This window comes from Geodermatophilus sabuli, from assembly GCF_900215145.1.
Lineage (GTDB): Bacteria > Actinomycetota > Actinomycetes > Mycobacteriales > Geodermatophilaceae > Geodermatophilus > Geodermatophilus sabuli.
Map to the genome: position 1 here is coordinate 128,895 of NZ_OBDO01000006.1, position 16,586 is coordinate 145,480.

General features: G+C 69.5%; 15 protein-coding genes and 1 pseudogene. 7 read left to right on the plus strand and 9 right to left on the minus strand.

Annotated elements, in window-relative coordinates; genetic code table 11:
* Positions 1-159 precede the first annotated feature (159 nt).
* The 5 genes from CRP39_RS14850 (at position 160) to CRP39_RS14870 (ending at position 5,140) form a co-directional block, all read left to right on the plus strand.
* Positions 160-351, plus strand: coding sequence for an Asp-tRNA(Asn)/Glu-tRNA(Gln) amidotransferase subunit GatC (locus tag CRP39_RS14850; protein WP_097207156.1), 192 nt, complete (start codon positions 160-162; stop codon positions 349-351).
* A gap of 4 nt (positions 352-355) precedes the next feature.
* Positions 356-1,747, plus strand: a complete 1,392-nt coding sequence (locus CRP39_RS14855) for an amidase (RefSeq protein ID WP_097207157.1) — start codon at positions 356-358, stop codon at positions 1,745-1,747.
* 109 nt (positions 1,748-1,856) lie between these two features.
* A complete protein-coding gene (gene speB / locus CRP39_RS14860; protein WP_097207158.1) occupies positions 1,857-2,891 on the plus strand; it encodes an agmatinase in 1,035 nt (344 codons plus the stop codon).
* 78 nt (positions 2,892-2,969) lie between these two features.
* Positions 2,970-3,593, plus strand: a complete 624-nt coding sequence (locus CRP39_RS14865) for a DUF1989 domain-containing protein (protein ID WP_097207159.1) — start codon at positions 2,970-2,972, stop codon at positions 3,591-3,593.
* A 122-nt stretch (positions 3,594-3,715) separates the two neighbouring features.
* The gene (locus CRP39_RS14870; protein WP_172442452.1) at positions 3,716-5,140 is read left to right on the plus strand and encodes an APC family permease; all 1,425 of its coding nucleotides are present in this window, start codon (positions 3,716-3,718) and stop codon (positions 5,138-5,140) included.
* 531 nt (positions 5,141-5,671) lie between these two features.
* On the opposite strand, the pseudogene CRP39_RS27660 reads toward CRP39_RS14870, so the two are convergent.
* A pseudogene (locus CRP39_RS27660) lies at positions 5,672-5,878 on the minus strand (2Fe-2S iron-sulfur cluster-binding protein); the annotation flags it as partial.
* A 328-nt stretch (positions 5,879-6,206) separates the two neighbouring features.
* On the opposite strand from CRP39_RS27660, the gene CRP39_RS14880 reads away from it, so the two are divergent.
* Complete coding sequence (locus CRP39_RS14880) at positions 6,207-7,574, plus strand: alpha/beta hydrolase family protein (protein WP_183358941.1); 1,368 nt, start codon at positions 6,207-6,209, stop codon at positions 7,572-7,574.
* A 155-nt stretch (positions 7,575-7,729) separates the two neighbouring features.
* Here the strand turns inward: CRP39_RS14880 and CRP39_RS14885 are convergent, their stop codons facing one another.
* The 8 genes from CRP39_RS14885 to CRP39_RS14920 form a co-directional block, all read right to left on the minus strand.
* A complete protein-coding gene (locus CRP39_RS14885) occupies positions 7,730-8,566 on the minus strand; it encodes a TIGR03084 family metal-binding protein (RefSeq protein WP_097207163.1) in 837 nt (278 codons plus the stop codon).
* Positions 8,563-8,772, minus strand: a complete 210-nt coding sequence (locus CRP39_RS14890; RefSeq protein WP_097207164.1) for a hypothetical protein — start codon at positions 8,770-8,772, stop codon at positions 8,563-8,565. The genes CRP39_RS14885 and CRP39_RS14890 overlap by 4 nt, the downstream gene beginning before the upstream one ends.
* Positions 8,773-8,917: 145 nt before the next feature.
* On the minus strand, positions 8,918-10,393 hold the full coding sequence (locus tag CRP39_RS14895) for a purine-cytosine permease family protein (RefSeq protein WP_097207165.1): 1,476 nt from the start codon (positions 10,391-10,393) through the stop codon (positions 8,918-8,920).
* 190 nt (positions 10,394-10,583) lie between these two features.
* The gene (locus tag CRP39_RS14900) at positions 10,584-11,018 is read right to left on the minus strand and encodes a nuclear transport factor 2 family protein (protein WP_097207166.1); all 435 of its coding nucleotides are present in this window, start codon (positions 11,016-11,018) and stop codon (positions 10,584-10,586) included.
* A 36-nt stretch (positions 11,019-11,054) separates the two neighbouring features.
* A complete protein-coding gene (locus tag CRP39_RS14905; RefSeq protein ID WP_097207167.1) occupies positions 11,055-12,158 on the minus strand; it encodes a 2Fe-2S iron-sulfur cluster-binding protein in 1,104 nt (367 codons plus the stop codon).
* A gap of 21 nt (positions 12,159-12,179) precedes the next feature.
* Positions 12,180-12,644 (minus strand): hypothetical protein, encoded by a 465-nt coding sequence (locus tag CRP39_RS14910; RefSeq protein ID WP_143426652.1) that lies wholly within the window; start codon positions 12,642-12,644, stop codon positions 12,180-12,182.
* A 136-nt stretch (positions 12,645-12,780) separates the two neighbouring features.
* Positions 12,781-13,791 (minus strand): helix-turn-helix transcriptional regulator, encoded by a 1,011-nt coding sequence (locus tag CRP39_RS14915; protein ID WP_097207169.1) that lies wholly within the window; start codon positions 13,789-13,791, stop codon positions 12,781-12,783.
* 213 nt (positions 13,792-14,004) lie between these two features.
* Positions 14,005-15,231, minus strand: coding sequence for an aromatic ring-hydroxylating oxygenase subunit alpha (locus CRP39_RS14920; RefSeq protein WP_097207170.1), 1,227 nt, complete (start codon positions 15,229-15,231; stop codon positions 14,005-14,007).
* A gap of 194 nt (positions 15,232-15,425) precedes the next feature.
* Here CRP39_RS14920 and CRP39_RS14925 point away from each other — a divergent pair, with 194 nt between their 5' ends.
* Entirely contained in the window at positions 15,426-16,463 is a 1,038-nt protein-coding gene (locus CRP39_RS14925; RefSeq protein WP_097207171.1) for an NAD(P)-dependent alcohol dehydrogenase, read from the plus strand.
* Positions 16,464-16,586: the final 123 nt, after the last annotated feature.

Genomic DNA, 16,586 nt, shown 5'->3' on the forward strand with positions numbered 1-16,586 from the left:
CTCGACATCGCTACGGTGACGCGCACCACAGGGCGACGAAGGGGTGCGCGACATGGACGGTGCTCAAGTGGCCGGCCACCACCACGCGTCGACGACCTCCGATCCGCCATCCGGCTCGCGCCTCCGAGACGGGTCACCACAAGTCTGAACGGGACGGCCATGCCGCGCGACAACTTCGACGAGGCGGGACTCACCGCGTTGGTGTCCTTTGCCCGCCTGGACCTCTCCCCTGAACGCAAGGCCGCCATGGCCCCGGCTCTCGACCTGATCGTCGGGCTCATCGACAGCCTCGATGCCGTGGACGTCGGTGAGACTCCTCCGGCCTCCGCCTACGACCCACGCTGGGAGTGAGCAGATGAAGCCGTACCAGCTGAGCATCACCGAGGCTTCGCGCCTCGTCGCGTCCCGGGAACTGTCACCCGTCGAACTCACGCGTTCTGTGCTCGAGCGCATCGACGAGGTGGACGGCCGGCTGAGCGCGTTCGTCGTCGTCGCCACCGAGCAGGCGATGGAGGCGGCGGCGATCGCCGAGAAGGAGATCGCCGACGGCAGCTACCGGGGGCCGCTGCACGGCATCCCGATCGGCATCAAGGATCTCTTCGACGTGGCGGGGTTCCCGACGTCTGCGAGCTCGAAGGTCCGCGTGGACCACATGGCCACCGAGGACTCGGCCTGTGTGCAACGGTTGCGGGACGCAGGCGCGATCATGGTCGGAAAGACGCACACGCACGAATTCGCCTACGGCGTCATCACGCCCACCACCCGCAATCCATGGGACCTCGCGCGTATCCCGGGTGGCTCCAGTGGTGGCTCCGGCGCGGCTGTCGCGTCCGGGGAGTGTCTGGCGGCCATGGGCAGCGACACGGGCGGGTCGATCCGGATCCCCGCCTCGGTCTGCGGCACCGTGGGCCTCAAGCCGACGTACGGCCGGGTCTCCCGACACGGGGTCACTTCGCTGTGCTGGGCTCTGGACCACGTGGGCCCGCTGACCCGCACTGTGCGGGACGCTGCCTTGATGCTGGGCGTTGTCGCGGGCTTCGACCCTCGGGACCCGGCGACCGCGGAGGTTGCGATTCCCGACTACACCGACGGCATCGACGCCGGGGTCTCCGGCCTGACCATCGGGCTCCCGACCAACTACTTCTTCGACGACGTCGACCCACAGGTGGAGACGTTCGTGCGCGAGGCCGTGGCCGTGCTGGCAGCGAATGGGGCCACGGTGCGGGAGGTCGAGATCCCCTACGCACAACAGATGATGGCCGTCGAGTTCGGGCTCATCGTCCCCGAAGCCTCCGCCTACCACCAGTCGATGCTGCGTGCTCGCGGTGAGCATTACCAGGACGACGTCCGCATCTTCCTGGAAGTCGGCGAAGTAATGCTGGCCAGCCAGTATCTCAAGGTCCTCCGAGTCCGCACGCTGATCAAGGAGGCCTTCCGTGAGGCCTTCGAGGGTCTCGATGCGATCGTCTGCCCCACGTTGCCGGCGACGGCAGCCCGTGTCGGTCAGCAGGAGTTCGAGTTCCCCAAGGGGGTCCGCAAGAGCGTGATCAACGCCTATGTCGGGCACTCGGCACCGGGCAACGTCACCGGCCTGCCGGCTCTGTCTCTGCCGTGCGGCTTCGACTCGAACGGCCTACCTGTCGGTCTGCAGGTCATCGGACGCCCGTACGACGAGCGGACCGTGTTGCGCATCGGGCACACCTACGAGGCGGCGACCGACTGGACGGCTCGTACTCCCAGCCTCTGAGCTCTCGGGCATCACGCCTCGGACACCGCAAGCATCGACGCGCGGCGAAACCCGACGTCGCCGCCGAGCAAAGCCAACTCCCCGCATCGACGTCTGCAGGAGAAGGACCATGCCAGACCGGCCGCCAGATCCCCGGACGTTCCAGGACGGGCCCAGCTACCTCGGTCTTCCCAGCTTTATGAAGGTTCCATATCTGGCGATGCCGGAGGAGTTGGATGACCGCACTCCTGACGTCGCCATAGTAGGCGCTCCCTGGGATGACTCCGTGGTGAATCGTCCGGGAGCACGCTTCGGACCGAGATCCATCCGTTTCGCCAACTACATCTATCCGTTTTGGCACCTGGACCTGCAGGTGGCGCCCTTCGACGTACTCGACGTCATCGACTTCGGCGATGCCGCATGCGTGCCGGGACTGGTCGAGGAATCACACAAGGCGATTCATGACCGCGTACTGGCGGTTGCCCAGCGTGGCATCGTCCCCATCGTTCTGGGGGGCGATCACTCCATCACCTATCCCTCGGCTTCAGCGGTGGCCGAAGCCGTGGCCCCTCGTGAACTCGGGGTGATCCACTTCGACGCCCACGCCGACACGGCGGACGAGGTCTGGGGAAATCTCCGCTCCCACGGAACGCCGATGAGACGTCTGATCGAGTCCGGAGCCGTCGCGGGGAGGAACTTCGTCCAGGTCGGGCTCCGTGGCTATTGGCCCCCTCCGGAGATCCTCGAGTGGATGCACGCGCAGCAAATGAGATGGCATCTCATGGGCGAACTGCTCGACCGTGGCGTGGACGCCGTCATCGATACGGCGATCGAGGAGGCCCTGGATGGCCCGGACGTCATCTACCTCTCGGTCGATATCGATGTTCTGGATCCGGGGTTCGCGCCCGGAACCGGCACGCCGGAACCGGGTGGAATGCAACCGGCCGATCTACTGCGCGCCATACGGCGGATCGCCGAGAAGACGAACGTCATCGCCATGGACGTGGTCGAGGTATCACCCCCCTATGATCACGCCGAACTGACTGCGCAGAATGCGAACCGTTGCGTCTTGGAGGCAATCAGCGCTCTGGCTGTGAAGCACAGGGACTCGATTACCCGTGCGGAACGAGGTTCCGAATCGCCGCGCTCCATGACCAACCCGTAAGCGGTCCGCACTGTGAAGTTTTTCTGAGGAAAGTCAGACCACTGGATAGAACCACAGGCACGTTCATCAGGAGGAGAGATGTCCATTCAAGACAGGACACGGGGTGCGCTGACGATCCCGTCCGCAGAAGGCCGTGGTTTCAGTATCGGCGCCGGCGAAGAATTCCGGGTCGTGGATGTGGAAGGCCAACAGATCGCCGACTTCGTCGCACTGGCGGCTGACGACATCTCGGAGACCTCCTCCCCGGCGAAGACGGTACTCTTCAACAACCCCAAGTACCGGCTATCGCCTGGCGACCATTTCTATTCGAGCCGAGGGCGACCGATGTTCGAAATAGTCTCCGACGACAGCAACGGCGTGCACGACTTTCTCTACGCTGCCTGCAGCGCGACGTGGTACGCCAGCCTCGGTCATCCTGGCCACCGGAATTGCTTCGACAACCTCGTCTCTGGGTTGTCATCGATCCGTTCGATCAGCCCCGACGACCTGCCCGATCCGATCAACCTGTTCCAGGACACATACCCTCAGTCGGATGGGACGATCGCCTTGCGGCCCTCGCCGACCGGGCCCGGTGATTCGATCGTTCTCCGCGCGGCCATGCCTTGCATCGTCGGAATAACCTCCTGCGCTTACGACCTCGAACCGCCGGAAGACAACGTCAACGGCGCGGCGCCGTCACCGATTCGTGTCGAGTTCCTCTAACTCCTGATAGCTATGGGGAGGGCCCCGCTCCGCGGCATCGGGAGTGCGGTGGTTTATGAGGCCAGGCGGTTCCTTCGTCAATGTTGGGCCACGACTCGAGATCAGCGCAAAGGAGACCACAGATGACGGCATCTCGAGACACCAGACCTGCGCAAGCTGAAACGGGACTGGCCAAGAACAGGTTGGGCACAAGTCACGTCGCCTTCTTCGTCGTCGCGGCAGCCGGCCCGTTGCTCCTGATGGCGGGCGTAGCTCCGATCGGCATTGCGTTCGGCGGCATCGCGACGCCTCTCGGTTTCCTTATCGCCGGCATGGTCTTCGCGCTCTTCGCGGTGGGCTATGTGGCCATGAGTCGCCACGTTCACAATGCAGGAGCATTTTACGCGTTCGTGCGTGAGGGCATCAGTCGCCCCCTCGGCGTGGGGTCGGGTCTGACCGTCCTGACCGCGTACAACCTCATCGCAGCCGGCCAGGTGGCGGCCACAGGGTTCTTTGCGCAACAGGCGTTGCTCGCGATAGCGGACGTAGACGTTCCGTGGTGGGTGTTCGCCATCATCGTCTGGTTGCTCATCGGCTGGCTCGGCTCTCGCACCATCACTCTGAGCGCTCAGGTGCTGGGTTTCTTCCTCTCCCTCGAAGTCATCATCCTCCTGATCCTCGCCGTGCCCGTTCTGCTGCAGGGCGGCGCGTCCGGTATCAGCGTCGGCTCGTTCAACCCCGCCAACCTCACCGGCGGTACCGGGGCGATGCTCGTCTTCGCCTTCGGCGCCTTCCTCGGCTGCGAGGCAACGGTCGTCTACTCCGAGGAGGCTCGAGAGCCACGACGGACGATCCCTCGAGCAACGTACGCTGCGGTCGCCTTCCTAGGGCTCTTCTATGCATTCATCTGTTGGACGATCGTCATAGCCTATGGGGAGCAATCGGTCGTCGAGGCCGCTACGAATGATCCTGTGAATCTGGTCTTCAGCGCGATGGAGAGCTATGTCGGCACACCGGCCGCCGACATGATGCTGGTGTTGCTGTGCACGGGCACCTTCGCCTCGACTCTCGGGTTCCACAACGAGGCGGTTCGCTACTTCTTCGCACTCGGCCGGGAAGGTGTGCTGCCTCGGGCGCTCCGACATGTCCACCCGGGTAGCGGATCTCCGCGGACGGCCGTGGCCGCCCAGTCGGCGTTCAGCGCATTGTTCGTGATTCTTCTCGGAGCGCTGGGCGCAGACCCTTATCTCCAGATCTTCATCCCCCTGGCCGGCGCCGGCGTGGTCGGCATCATTGCGATGCAGGCATTCGCGTCGGCCTCGGTCGTCGGCTTCTTCAGGCGGAACCCTGACCTGGAGGCCACCTCCTGGGCGCGGGCAATTGCGCCGGGGATCTCCACAGTGTGCCTGACGGCGGCCGTAGTGCTGATGGTGACTCGCTTCGAACTGCTCACTGGAGTGCCCTGGCCCAATTGGGTCAACTTCGCGCTCCTCCTGCCACTTCTCGCGATCCTCATCGGTGGCACGGTATGGGCTCGGTTGGGTTGGCGGGCGGAGGTCGAAAAGTGAAGCAGTACGCTCAGGGGTTCCCGCTCATCGGCCTGGTCGATGAGCGGTCGCCCGGACGATCGGTGGTCCGACACCCGACCTGAGTTCGGTCACTGGCTCGCGGATCGGCGCGCGGCAGCGTGCTGGGATGCGGTGATCATGTTGAGTGATCATTTCTTAGGCATCAATCAGGGGGCTACGGTTGGGCGGTCACCGATGTCGCGGAGTGGCCAGCCCACCGTGCCTGGGAGGAACTGCAGGCTCGGGTCGACCGTGCCGTTTCCTGGTGGCTGACCCGGATGCTGCACCGGTTCACCGACATCATCGACTTCGACCGCCCTAACGCGGAACTGGACATTGGTCGTGAGCTCGTCGTCGGGGTCGAGGCTCCACGCGGAGGACTACGCGGGCATGCCCCTGGACTGAGCTTCGACGCAGGACGGCCCGTCGGCGGTTGCCAGGGCCGTCCTGTCGGTCGAGGTCGAGCGGTCCATCGCCATCCCGGCGTCGAGCTCCTCGCTCGGGCGAGGCCCGACTGGGTCATGGAGACGATCAGAGCTCGAGGACCAGTCGGGGACAGGCGGCTCGGGAGACGCAGATGAACATGGTGTCGTTGGTGGCCTGCTCGGCCGGCGTGAGCAGGGAGTCGCGGTGGTCGACGTCGCCCTCGAGCACCGGCGTCTCGCAGGTGCCGCAGGTGCCTTCCTGACAGGACGAGAGCACCGAGATCCCGGCCTCCTCGACGACGTCGAGGATGGTCCCAGGCGCCGATCGTCGCCACGGTGACGTACTGGGTAGCCGGTGGGATGCGGACCTGGCCGCGGTAGGGGCCCACGTGATTCACATGCACCCTCCGGGTCGCGTGCCGGGTGGTCGTCCTCCGGCTCGGTGGGGCAGCCGGATCGAAGCCCCACCGTTCGCTCGCCGGGACACGTCGAACGCCTCGCCTCCGCAGCCACCACCGTGGAGATCGACTCGCAGGATCCGTGGCGGCTGCGAGGGTGGTCTGCGTCACATGGAGTCGATGCCGGGTTGCCCGGCGGGGACGAGGCGGTCGATGAGCAGGTGGACGACACGACTGACGGCGGTGGCTGGAGCCGTCACGCTGGTCGGTGGGGGCGCGTCGGTGACCGTGGCCAGTGCGGACACGACACCGCAGCCGGAGGTGGGCGCCGGGGCGTACGACGGCGTGCTCGACAACGGCGCCACCTGGGTGGCACACGTGCCGCAGCGGTGGAACGGCACCGTCGTCCTCTTCGCCCACGGCTTCGGCCCGCTGCGGGCACAGGACGCGCCGAACGAGGAGACCCGGCAGGCTCTGCTGGACCGTGGATACGCCCTGGTCGGTTCGTCGTACTCGGGGCCGTCGCTGTGGGCGCTGGAGACCGCGGTCGACGACCAGTTCGGCGCCCTGGCGGCGTTCGAGGACCTGCTCGGCGTCGAACCGGAACGGACCATCGCCTTCGGCCGGTCCATGGGCGGACTCGTCAGTGCCCGGCAGGCGGAGGACCCGCGGGGCGAGATCGACGGCGTCCTGACCACCTGCGGGATCGTCGCCGGCGCGCTGAACCTCAACAACTACCAACTCGACGGCGTGTACACGCTGTCCCACCTGCTGGGTGTGGACGTTCCGCTGGTCCGGTACGAGAGCGCCGAGCAGGCGCAGCAGGCGGCCGACGCCCTGATCGCGGCGGTCACCGCAGCCCAGGGCACGGCGGAGGGACGGGCCCGGATCGCGCTCGCCTCCGCCTACCTCGACCTGGCGACCTGGTACTCCGGCGACGCCCCCGCACCACAGGACGACCACGCCGCCCAGCAGGTGCAGCAGTACCAGGCGCTGATCGACGGCGGCGGCCTCGAGCGCTACGTGACCGGTCGCCAGCAGATCGAGCTGGCCGCGGGCGGCAACAGCGCCTCCAACGTCGGTGTCGACTACCGCGAGCTGCTGGAGAGCAGTCCGCACGCCGAGCAGGTGTGGGGTCTGTACCAGGATGCCGGACTCGACCTCGAGGCCGACCTGGCGACGCTGACCCGCGACGCGGACGTCGAAGCCGACCCGGAGGCCATCGCCGACCTGACGCGCTCGTCGATGGTCACCGGCGACCTCGAGGTGCCCGAGCTGGCGATCCACACCGTCGCTGACGAGCTGGTGCCCGTGGAGCACGAGGACTGGTACGAGGAGCTGGTGCACCGGGCCGGGGAGGACCGGCAGCTGCGGCAGGCCTACGTCCAGGGGACCGGACACTGCGAGTTCCAGCCGGCCGAGCAGGTCGCGGCGCTGCAGGCCCTCGAGCAGCGGCTCGACACCGGTCGCTGGCACGGGGTCGCGGAACCGGAGCGACTGAACGCGGCCGCCGACACCCTGCAGCTCGGGACCACCGCACGGTTCACGGAGTTCGACCCGCCGCGGCTGGTCGGCGGGCTGGGGGAGCCGGGCCGCGAGCACCGCCGCTGAGCGGAGGGAGGACCGGCAGGTGTCCTCCCGGCGTGAGGGCCGACCCGCCTCCTGCATGACCACAGCAACGCGGTTGCAAGGACATCTACGGTCGCCAGCGGAGCGGCTGGTCGAACAGGTCGGCGGCGTCACGCTGCTGGGCGGGACCGACCCGGTCAGCCCCGCACGGGGAGCGGCGGCGCCGAGCGAGGCGGGGCCGCGGCGCGCGGCGGTCGGCCCGCTCCGGGTGGGCCGGCGAAGGCCTGGGCCAGGTCCAGCCACCGTTGGGCGTCGGCGCCCACGGCCTCCAGGGCGAGGTCATCGCGGTGCCGGCGCTGGGTGACCCGCAGGCAGAAGTCGAGGGCCGGCCCGGTGACCTGCTGGGGCGCCTCGGGTGGGCCCCACGTCCAGACCTCGCCGTCCGGACCGGTCAGCTCGACCCGGACCTCCGCGGCCGGGGGTGTCAGAACGTGCTGCCGGAAGGCGAAGCCGCGGGTGCGCACCCCCAGATGTGCGACCGCGCGCAGGCGGGACGTGGCGGGGATCGGCCGGTCGAGGGCGTCGCGGACGTCGACACCGTGCGCCCAGGTCTCCATCAGCCGGGCGGTCGCCATGGAGGGCGCGCTCATGTCCGGGCCGAACCAGGGGAGGGCCGTGCCCGGCGGCAGCGCGGTCAGGGCCGAGGCGAGCGCGGCCCGCGACGTCCGCCACCGGGCGAGCAGCTCCGGCGGGGAGGTGGCCGCGCCCGCCGCGGCGGCGGCGTCCACCGCCGCGGTGACGTCCGGCGCGCTGGCGACCACGTCGGCGCGGAACCCCTCCAGGTCGGTGGCCGCCCGCAGCGCCACCTCGTCGGTCCAGACGAGGTGGGCGATCTGGTGGGCGATCGTCCAGCCGGCTGCGGGCGTGGGCGTCGTCCACGCCGCGGTCGGCAGCGGGGCCACCAGGTCGTCGAGCTCCCGCCCCTCCGTGGCCAGGTCGGCGAGCAGGCCGGTCAGCAGATCCGTCGGGCTCACCGGGTCTCCCCGGAGAGGTCCGGGGAGCGGCGCTGCAGTACGGCCTGCACCGGACCTGCGCTCTGCCGGTACGTGGTGCTGCGCAGCTCTCCTGCTGGGTCCGCGGTCGTCACGACGACCTGGCGGGGGTTGATGCGGACGCTCAGCACGCGCTCGGGTTCGTAGCCGAGCATGGTGCAGACCAGGTGGAAGAGCGTGTCGTCCATGGTTCTCCTGTGGATCCGACGCCGGCCGTGCCGGACGTACGGCTGTTCGGGCGGCTGGTCGCGCCGTGCCTCGGGGCCGGGGTGCGCGCGAGCGGCCGGCCGGTGTCGATGCCCGGCCGGCCGCCCGTGCCTCAGACGGCTGTCCTCACTCTGCCCGCATCTGCTGGGGCGCCGCGGGGGCGGGCGCCCGGAGCGGGTCGCCGTCCGGCCGGGCGAGCGGGCGCAGCGCCAGGTAGGCGATCGAGGCGACGACCGCGCCGACGATGACCGACAGGTCGGCACCGTCGAGCGCCACCGCGATCGGGGCGGTCCAGAGGGTCGTGTTGACGCAGAGCAGAGCGGTGACGCTGCCGAGCAGCAGCGCGATGGCACCCGCCCAGTTGACCCCGCCGCGATACCAGAACGGTCCGTTGGGCGTCTCGTCGTGCAGCGCCAGGCCGTCGTAGCGGTTCCGGCGCACCGCGATGTCGGTCGCGTACACGGCCATCAGCGGGGCCAGCACGGTGATGCTGAACTGCAGGAAGTTGCTCACCGTCACCAGGAAGTCGGTGGCGAACGAGGCGTAGGCGGCCACGGCGGTGATCAGCACGCCGATGAGGAGCACCGAGCGCACCCGGCTCAGCTTGACGCCCATGCCCTGCTGGTACAGCCCGGCCGAGTACGCGAGCAGCACGTTGTTCGACACCGAGCCGCCGACGACGACGAACAGGAACAGGGGGTAGAACCAGGTGGGCACGATCTCGGCGATGCTCACCTGGGGGTCGGTCATGTCGATCCGGGTGCCGGCCAGCACGCCGAGCAGCGAGATGACCACCGAGGGGAGCATCCCGCCGGCCGCCGTCCAGAGGGTCACCTTGCCGCGGGACGAGGAGACCGGCAGGTACCGGGCGAAGTCCGCGCCGTTGACGTAGGACATCGCCGGGGCGGCGATCAGCGTGAAGCCGATGAGGAGCGACGCCAGCAGCGGTGAGCCCTCCAGCGGTGCCGCCGGCACGTAACCGAAGTCGGCCTCCCGGACGACGAAGACCCCGAGGAGGAGCAGGACCGCGCTCATGACCAACCCGAAGACCGGGCTGAGCTTCACCATCGTCGCGTGCCCGTAGATGCAGACCGTGAAGGTCACCACGGCCAGCACCAGCAGGATGACGACCTGCACCGGCACGTTCACCGGGATGCCGAGCTCTCCGGCCAGCGCGAAGCCGGCGAGCGCGCCGAGGGCCAGGTTGATGGCGCCGTAGACGACGGCGATCACCCACATGACGCCCGACATGAGCACCCGGTTGCCGTGGACGCCGAAGAAGGCCCGGGACACCACGGCCGACGGCGTTCCGGAGGCGAACCCGCTGGTGGCCAGCCAGCCCACGAGGACGTAGACCAGGTTGGCGACCAGCACGACGCCGATCGACTGCCACATCGACAACCCGAGCAAGATCATCGTCCCGCCGAGCACGAAGAACAGGTAGAGCATGTTCGCGGAGAAGTAGATCCAGGCCACGTCCCGAGGACCGCCGTGGCGTTCCTCGGGCGGGACGAAGTCGATGCCCCTCACCTCGACCTTGCCTGCGACGTCAGTCGCGGGGGCCGCGGTGCTTCCCTGCGGGGTGAGAACGGTGTCGGACATGGGAACTCCTCGGAACGGGCGCCGCGTCTCCGCGCTGCCGATCGTGCGGTCGTCCGCCGGGGCTCGAGCGGACGCCGTGGTGCACACGTGCCGGGGCACGTCGGAGCCCGGGTGCAGGCGTCCCGCGAGGGGGCACCTGCACCCGGTGGAGCTCGGGCAGCGCAGCGCTGCGTGCCCGCGACCGTGGGGATCAGCCGGCCAGCGACTCCAGCGCCTCGTCGACGCCGACGAGGCGGGACTCGTGGTGGTGGACCAGCCGCCAGCCCGCCGGGGTGCGACGGAGGACGAACGAGCAGCGGACCTCACCGTCGAAGGTCGGGTCGGCGCCGTGGAGCTTGATCCGGGTGCGCAGCCGGCTGAAGCCGAACGCGGCGTCCCCGAGGACGGCGACGTCGGTGGCGATCTCGTCCCACTCCAGCATCGACTCGACGTGCCCGGTGTCGCCTTCCCAGTAGCGCAGCAGCGCGTCCCAGTCGGTGATCGGGAGGACGTGCTCCTCGGGCTGGTACACGAGGCCGTCGAAGTCGCTGTCCCAGTACTGCCGGCCGGCGGTGAAGTCCAGCGCCTTCATCGCCTGCACCCAACCGGTGATGGTGGCGCGGATGGACTGCTCGTCGCTCGTCACGTACGGGTCTCCTCGGGAGAGTGGGGAAGGGGTGGCTCAGGCGTCCAGGTCGAGGACGACCCGGTTGCTGGTGGGGCGGGCCTGGCAGGTGAGGACGTAGCCGGCGCCCAGCTCGTCGGCGTCCAGCCCGGTGGTCCGCCGCATCACCACCGAGCCCTCGACCGTGAGCGCTCGGCAGGTTGCGCAGACGCCGTCCCGGCAGGAGTAGGGGACCTCGGGGCGCACCGGCAGCACCGCATCCAGGACCGAACGGTCCGCGGCGGTCACGCGCACCGTGGTCTTCTCGCCGCGCGCGATGATCGTGACGTCGCTGTCGACGACGTCTCCGGACGGCTCCTCCTCGGCGTCGTCCTGACCGGAGGTGAACAGCTCGTGGTGGATCGAGCGCGCCGGCACCCCGAGTGAGGCGAGCAGCGTGGTGACCTCGCCGATCAGCTCCTCCGGCCCGCAGAGCAGCCAGGCGTCCACGCCGTCGGCCACGACCGTGGTGCGCAGCAGCTCACCGGTCAGCCGACCGGACAGGTGGTCGCCGGACGCGGGCTCCCGGGAGAGCACGTGGTGGACGGTGAGCCGGCCGGGATACCGGGTGACCAGCTCGTCGATCTCGGCGGCGAACATCGTGCTGGCCCTGGTCCGATTGGCGTAGACCAGCGTGACGGTGCTGTGCCGCTCCACCTCCAGCACGGTCGCGACGTGCGACAGGATCGGGGTGATCCCGCTGCCGACCGCGATCGCGGCGTAGTGCTTGCTGTGGGTGGGCAGCAGCTCCAGGCAGAACCGGCCCATCGGCGTCATGACGTCGAGCTCGTCCCCGGGGCGCAGCTCGGTGGTCGCCCAGGTGGAGAACAGCCCGCCGTCCTGCCGCTTGACGCCGACCTGGAGCCGGCCGCCCGCGGGACTGCAGATGGAGTAGGTCCGCCGGGTCTCGCCGTCCGGGTGGACCAGCACCAGGTGCTGCCCCGGGCGGAACCGGAAGTCGTCGCGCAGGCGGTCCGGCACCTCGAAGCTGATGCTCACCGCGTCCTCGGTGAGCGGGTGGACGTCGGCGACGCGCAGCCGGTGCAGGGCGGGTGCCCGCCGCCGCGCGAGGGGGTTGAACGCCGGGGTCGTGCCCGCCGAGCGTCGGGACAGGGGAGGCATGGTGCCGGACCGCCGTCGCGCTCAGGCGCCGAGGCTGGGGACCGACATCTCGCCCTCGCCGTCGACGAAGCCGTAGTTGCGCATCGGCCCGGTCGGCGGCATCACCTGCTCGTGCTCCTCCTCGTCGGTCCACACCGCGGCCTCGACGACGCCGCTGGCGTCCTTCCACTTCCCGGTGCCGCCGAGGAACGTGTAGACGCCGCCCTGGTAGCCCTCGCGGACCACCCAGTCGACGCGGCCGAAGAGCTTGTCGCCGTCCTCGTCGTTGCCCTCGATGTGGCCGAACCCGCCGCTGACCGACGCGTTCGCGCTCAGGTCGATGTCGTCGACGCCGGCGTAGCGGGTCTTCACGTGCACGACGCGGCCGTTCTCGAAGGTGTACCGGGTGACCATCCAGGTCTCGTAGTTCACCCGCCACTGGTCCAGGCCGATCTGGACGGGGGTCTTCCAGTTGGCGGTGCCTGCTGCGGTCATCCGGACCCTCACGTTCTTCACCTCTGTCTGTTCGGCGGTTCTTCGTGACCGATCTCACAGGCAGGGGAGGGAGCCGACAATTGGCGCAAACGCCGATCTTCGACCGGAGAAGCCGGTCGAGGATCGGTTTTCGACCGCCGCGGCCCGCTCAGCGGGGGAGGATGAGCCCCTCGGCCAGGGCGCGGGACACCGCGGCCGAGCGCGAACCGACCCGCAGCTTGGCCATGACGTGCTCGACGTGGGCGCGCACGGTCCGGGTGGTCACCGACAGCTGGTCGGCGATGTCGCTGTTGGAGTCCCCGGTGGTGAGGCTGGTGAGGACCTCCAGCTCGCGGGGCGTGAGGTCGTGCATCCGACCGGCGTCCCGGACGGCGAGGACGGCGACGCCGTCCCGGCAGCGGAAGGCCTGGCAGGCGTACCAGCCGCCGTCGCGGGGCCACAGGAACGAGGCGGTCCACCGGCCCCGGGGCAGCACGCGTGCGACGATCTCCGGGACGGGGAGGGCCAGCACGGGGGAGTCGGTCCCCCCGGGCACGTGCAGCGGGACGACGGTCCCGTCGGGCCGGACGGCCACCGACGTGGCGTCGGCCTCGAGGGTCGTGGCCAGGACCCGTGCCGACTGCAGCGGGTCGACCATGTTCGCCAGCGCCAGGGACAGCCGCCCGACCACCGCGCACGCCTCATCAGACGGGGACTCCTCGCTGGACCCGGAGAGCATGAGGAAGCCGGTGTGCCGGCCGTCCGGCGTGTGGAGGGCGCTCACCATGCCCTCGTAGAGCCCCTGGGCGCGGCCGTACTCGGCGATCCCCCGGACGGTCATCGGGTCGACCGGCAGGTCCCGCTCCCGCAGCGGCCACCCTGTGCGCGGCATGCCGAAGGGCTCGATGAGCTCGGCCTGCCACTCGGGGCTGAGCAGGTACTCGACGAAGGCGTCGTCGTAGCCCCGAGACACGATCGGTGTCCGGGAGCCCGACGGCGTGGTGGTCGAACTGGTCACGATGCCGGCGTCGAAGGGGAAGACCCGCCGGAGCTGGTCGAGCACCTCCTCCATGCGCTCCTCGACCGAGGTGCTGGAGGTGACGATCCCCGCGACCTGCGAGACGACCTCGACGGCCTCACTGCTGAGCGGGATGCCCTGCCAGGGCGGCATGCCGGCCATGAGCGACCTCCCGTCGGATGGGTGAGCACCGGGCGACCGCATGGTGCTCTTCTTTCGACCCGAGGTACAGGAATTCGACTGGAATTCACGTGCCGGTGAGGCGATCCGTACCGACCCAGCCGCGCGGGGTGGGCCCCGGCACGACGCAGGCCCGCCGCGTCCCCCGAGCTCGGGGCTCGGGGGACGCGGCGGGCCGCGGGGCGGTCGCGCCGGTCAGTCGACCAGCTTCTTGGCCAGGTACCGCTGGAAGGTCTGGACGGCCACCTCCAGGTGCGACAGCGGACCGCCGTCGACGTTGGTCCGGGTGGTCAGCGCGATTTGGACGTCCGCCTGGGCCTTGGCGTCCTCACCATTGACGCTGGTGAGCCACTCCCGGTACTCCGCGACCTTCTCCGTCAGCTCCGGGTCCGACAGGGCGGACTCGTGGACCAGGATGTCCAGTTCCGCGTAGTGCGACGTCGGGCCGGTCGGCAGGAAGGTGATGGTCAGCGTGGCGTCCGGGCCGGGGACGAGGATGAAGCCCGGATAGAGCCCGGCCACGGTGACGAACGACCGCTCGTAGGCCGTCAGGTTCGGCGCCCCGGGCAGTAGCAGCGGCTGGAGGTGGTGGCCGTCCTCCTGCCCGCCGGCCGCCTCCGGGGAGACGAACATCCGGGCGAAGAAGAAGTCGCTGCTCGCGACCTCGTCGAAGTCGACCATGTGGGCCGGCCACATCGCCTCGAGCGAGTTCAGGTGCGTGCCGATGTGGTGGTAGGCCTCCCGGCCGTTCTCCATCCCGATCTTCCAGTTGGCCTCCACCTCACCCCAGATGATGCGGTCGGCCAGCCGCCACTCGCTGATGTCGTAGTTGCCCAGGCGCGGCTCGATCTGGTCGGTCAGGTCGCTCAGCGGGGCGGGATCGGCGTCCAGGTTGACGAAGACGAAGCCCTGCCAGACGGCGGTCGTGAAGGTCGGCAGCGCGATGTCGTCCTTCGTCCGCTGATACAGGTTGCTCTTGTTCATGTGGGCCGCGCCCTGCAGCTTGCCGTCCAGCCCGTAGGTCCACTTGTGGTAGGGGCAGGCGAAGGTCTCCGCGTTGCCCTTCTGCCCCTCGCACTCGGCGAGGACGTCCATGAACCGGTGCTGGCACACCCGGGACAGCGCCCGGATCTCACCGTCGGCGCCGCGGGTGATCAGGATCGGCTCGCCGGCGATGTCGCGCTTGATGAAGTCACCGGGCTGGGCCAGCTCCTCCACGCGGCCGACGCGGATCCAGGACTGGCGCCAGATCTTCTCGATCTCGAGCTCGTAGAGCGCCTCGTTGGTGTAGAAGGCTCCGGGCAGGGCGCGGGCCTCCTCGAGGGGACGGGCGGCCCGCTCGGCCAGGACCTCGAGCAGGCCCTCGACCTGCTCGGCCCCACGCATGGGCGCGGCCGGGGGCGTGGCTTCCGTCAACGACATGGTGGGACCTCCGCGTGGGTGTGAAGCTCGTCACCCCGAATGCTGGGCGGTCGGTGGTGCGCGGTCCATTGGCGCAAAGGCCAGTCTTTCCAGGCCGGGCGGCCGCGGAGGCCGCAGCCATGGCCTTTCGGCCAATTGCGACGAGCGGCGCTGATGAGGACGGTGAGGCCCCTGTCACATCCCAGGAGGAAGCAATGAAGGCCGTCCGGCTCCACGAGTACCACACCATGCCCCGGCTCGACGACGTCCCGCAGCCGGACCTGCAGGGGCCGAACGACGTCATCGTCCGGATCGGTGGCGCCGGGGTGTGCCGCACCGACCTGCATGTGCGCGACGGTTGGTTCGAGCAGGTCATGGGCCCCGAACTGCCCTTCGCCCTAGGGCACGAGAACGCCGGCTGGGTCCAGGCCGTCGGGGAATCGGTCACCAGCGTGGAGGTCGGTGACACCGTCATCTGCCACCCGCTGGCCACCTGCGGCGTCTGCGCCGGCTGCCGGCGCGGTGAGGACATGTACTGCGTGGCCGGCATGTTCACCGGCGTCAACGCCGACGGCGGCTACGCCGAGTACATGCGGACGTCGGAGCGGGCGCTGGTCGTGCTGCCGCAGGAGATCGATCCGATCGACGTGGCCCCCTACGCGGACGCCGGGCTGACCGCCTACCGCGCGGTCCGCAAGGCCTCGAAGATCCTCCAGCCGGGGCAGACGGTCGTCGTGCTCGGCGCGGGTGGCGGCCTCGGGCACATCGGCGTCCAGTTGCTGAACGAGATGACGCCGGCCCGGGTCGTCGCCGTCGACAAGAGCGAGCTCGGCCGTGACCTGGCCGCCAAGGTGGGCGCCGAGGCCGTCTTCGGCGTCGAGGACGCCGCGGCGGGGGTCGCGGAGCTCACCGGCGGAGCCGGCGCGAACGTGGTCCTCGACTTCGTGGTCGAGGGCGACACCCCTCAGCAGGCCGTCTCGATGCTGGGCCAAGGCGGCACGTACTCGATCGTCGGCTACGGCGCCCAGCTGGGCCTGGCGTCGATGGAACTGATCCTCAAGGAGGCGACCGTCGTCAGCACCATGGTCGGCAACTACGCCGACCTCTCCGAGCTGATGGCCCTGGTGGTCCGCGACCGGGTGAAGCTCGAGACCAAGCGCTACGCCCTGGAGGACGCCGTCTCGGCCCTCGACGACCTGGACAGCGGCCGGGTCCGCGGCCGCGCCGTCCTCACGCCGAACGCCGCTTCCTGACCCGCTCTCCGAGCGCGCCACTCCGTGGCCGGCCCGAGGGGCCGGCCACGGCTGTGGCATGCCCGGGGACCGGTCGTGGGGGCGCTCCGGCGACCGCGCTGTACCGATCGAAACTCCGCAACT

Bases quoted from the DNA above. Each gene is read 5' to 3' on its own strand.
- CRP39_RS14850 (WP_097207156.1), top strand. From the start codon at position 160: ATGCCGCGCGACAACTTCGACGAGGCGGGACTCACCGCGTTGGTGTCC.
- CRP39_RS14855 (WP_097207157.1), top strand. From the start codon at position 356: ATGAAGCCGTACCAGCTGAGCATCACCGAGGCTTCGCGCCTCGTCGCG.
- speB (WP_097207158.1), top strand. From the start codon at position 1,857: ATGCCAGACCGGCCGCCAGATCCCCGGACGTTCCAGGACGGGCCCAGC.
- CRP39_RS14865 (WP_097207159.1), top strand. From the start codon at position 2,970: ATGTCCATTCAAGACAGGACACGGGGTGCGCTGACGATCCCGTCCGCA.
- CRP39_RS14870 (WP_172442452.1), top strand. From the start codon at position 3,716: ATGACGGCATCTCGAGACACCAGACCTGCGCAAGCTGAAACGGGACTG.
- CRP39_RS14890 (WP_097207164.1), bottom strand. From the start codon at position 8,772: ATGGACGACACGCTCTTCCACCTGGTCTGCACCATGCTCGGCTACGAA.
- CRP39_RS14895 (WP_097207165.1), bottom strand. From the start codon at position 10,393: ATGTCCGACACCGTTCTCACCCCGCAGGGAAGCACCGCGGCCCCCGCG.
- CRP39_RS14905 (WP_097207167.1), bottom strand. From the start codon at position 12,158: ATGCCTCCCCTGTCCCGACGCTCGGCGGGCACGACCCCGGCGTTCAAC.
- CRP39_RS14915 (WP_097207169.1), bottom strand. From the start codon at position 13,791: ATGGCCGGCATGCCGCCCTGGCAGGGCATCCCGCTCAGCAGTGAGGCC.
- CRP39_RS14920 (WP_097207170.1), bottom strand. From the start codon at position 15,231: ATGTCGTTGACGGAAGCCACGCCCCCGGCCGCGCCCATGCGTGGGGCC.
- CRP39_RS14925 (WP_097207171.1), top strand. From the start codon at position 15,426: ATGAAGGCCGTCCGGCTCCACGAGTACCACACCATGCCCCGGCTCGAC.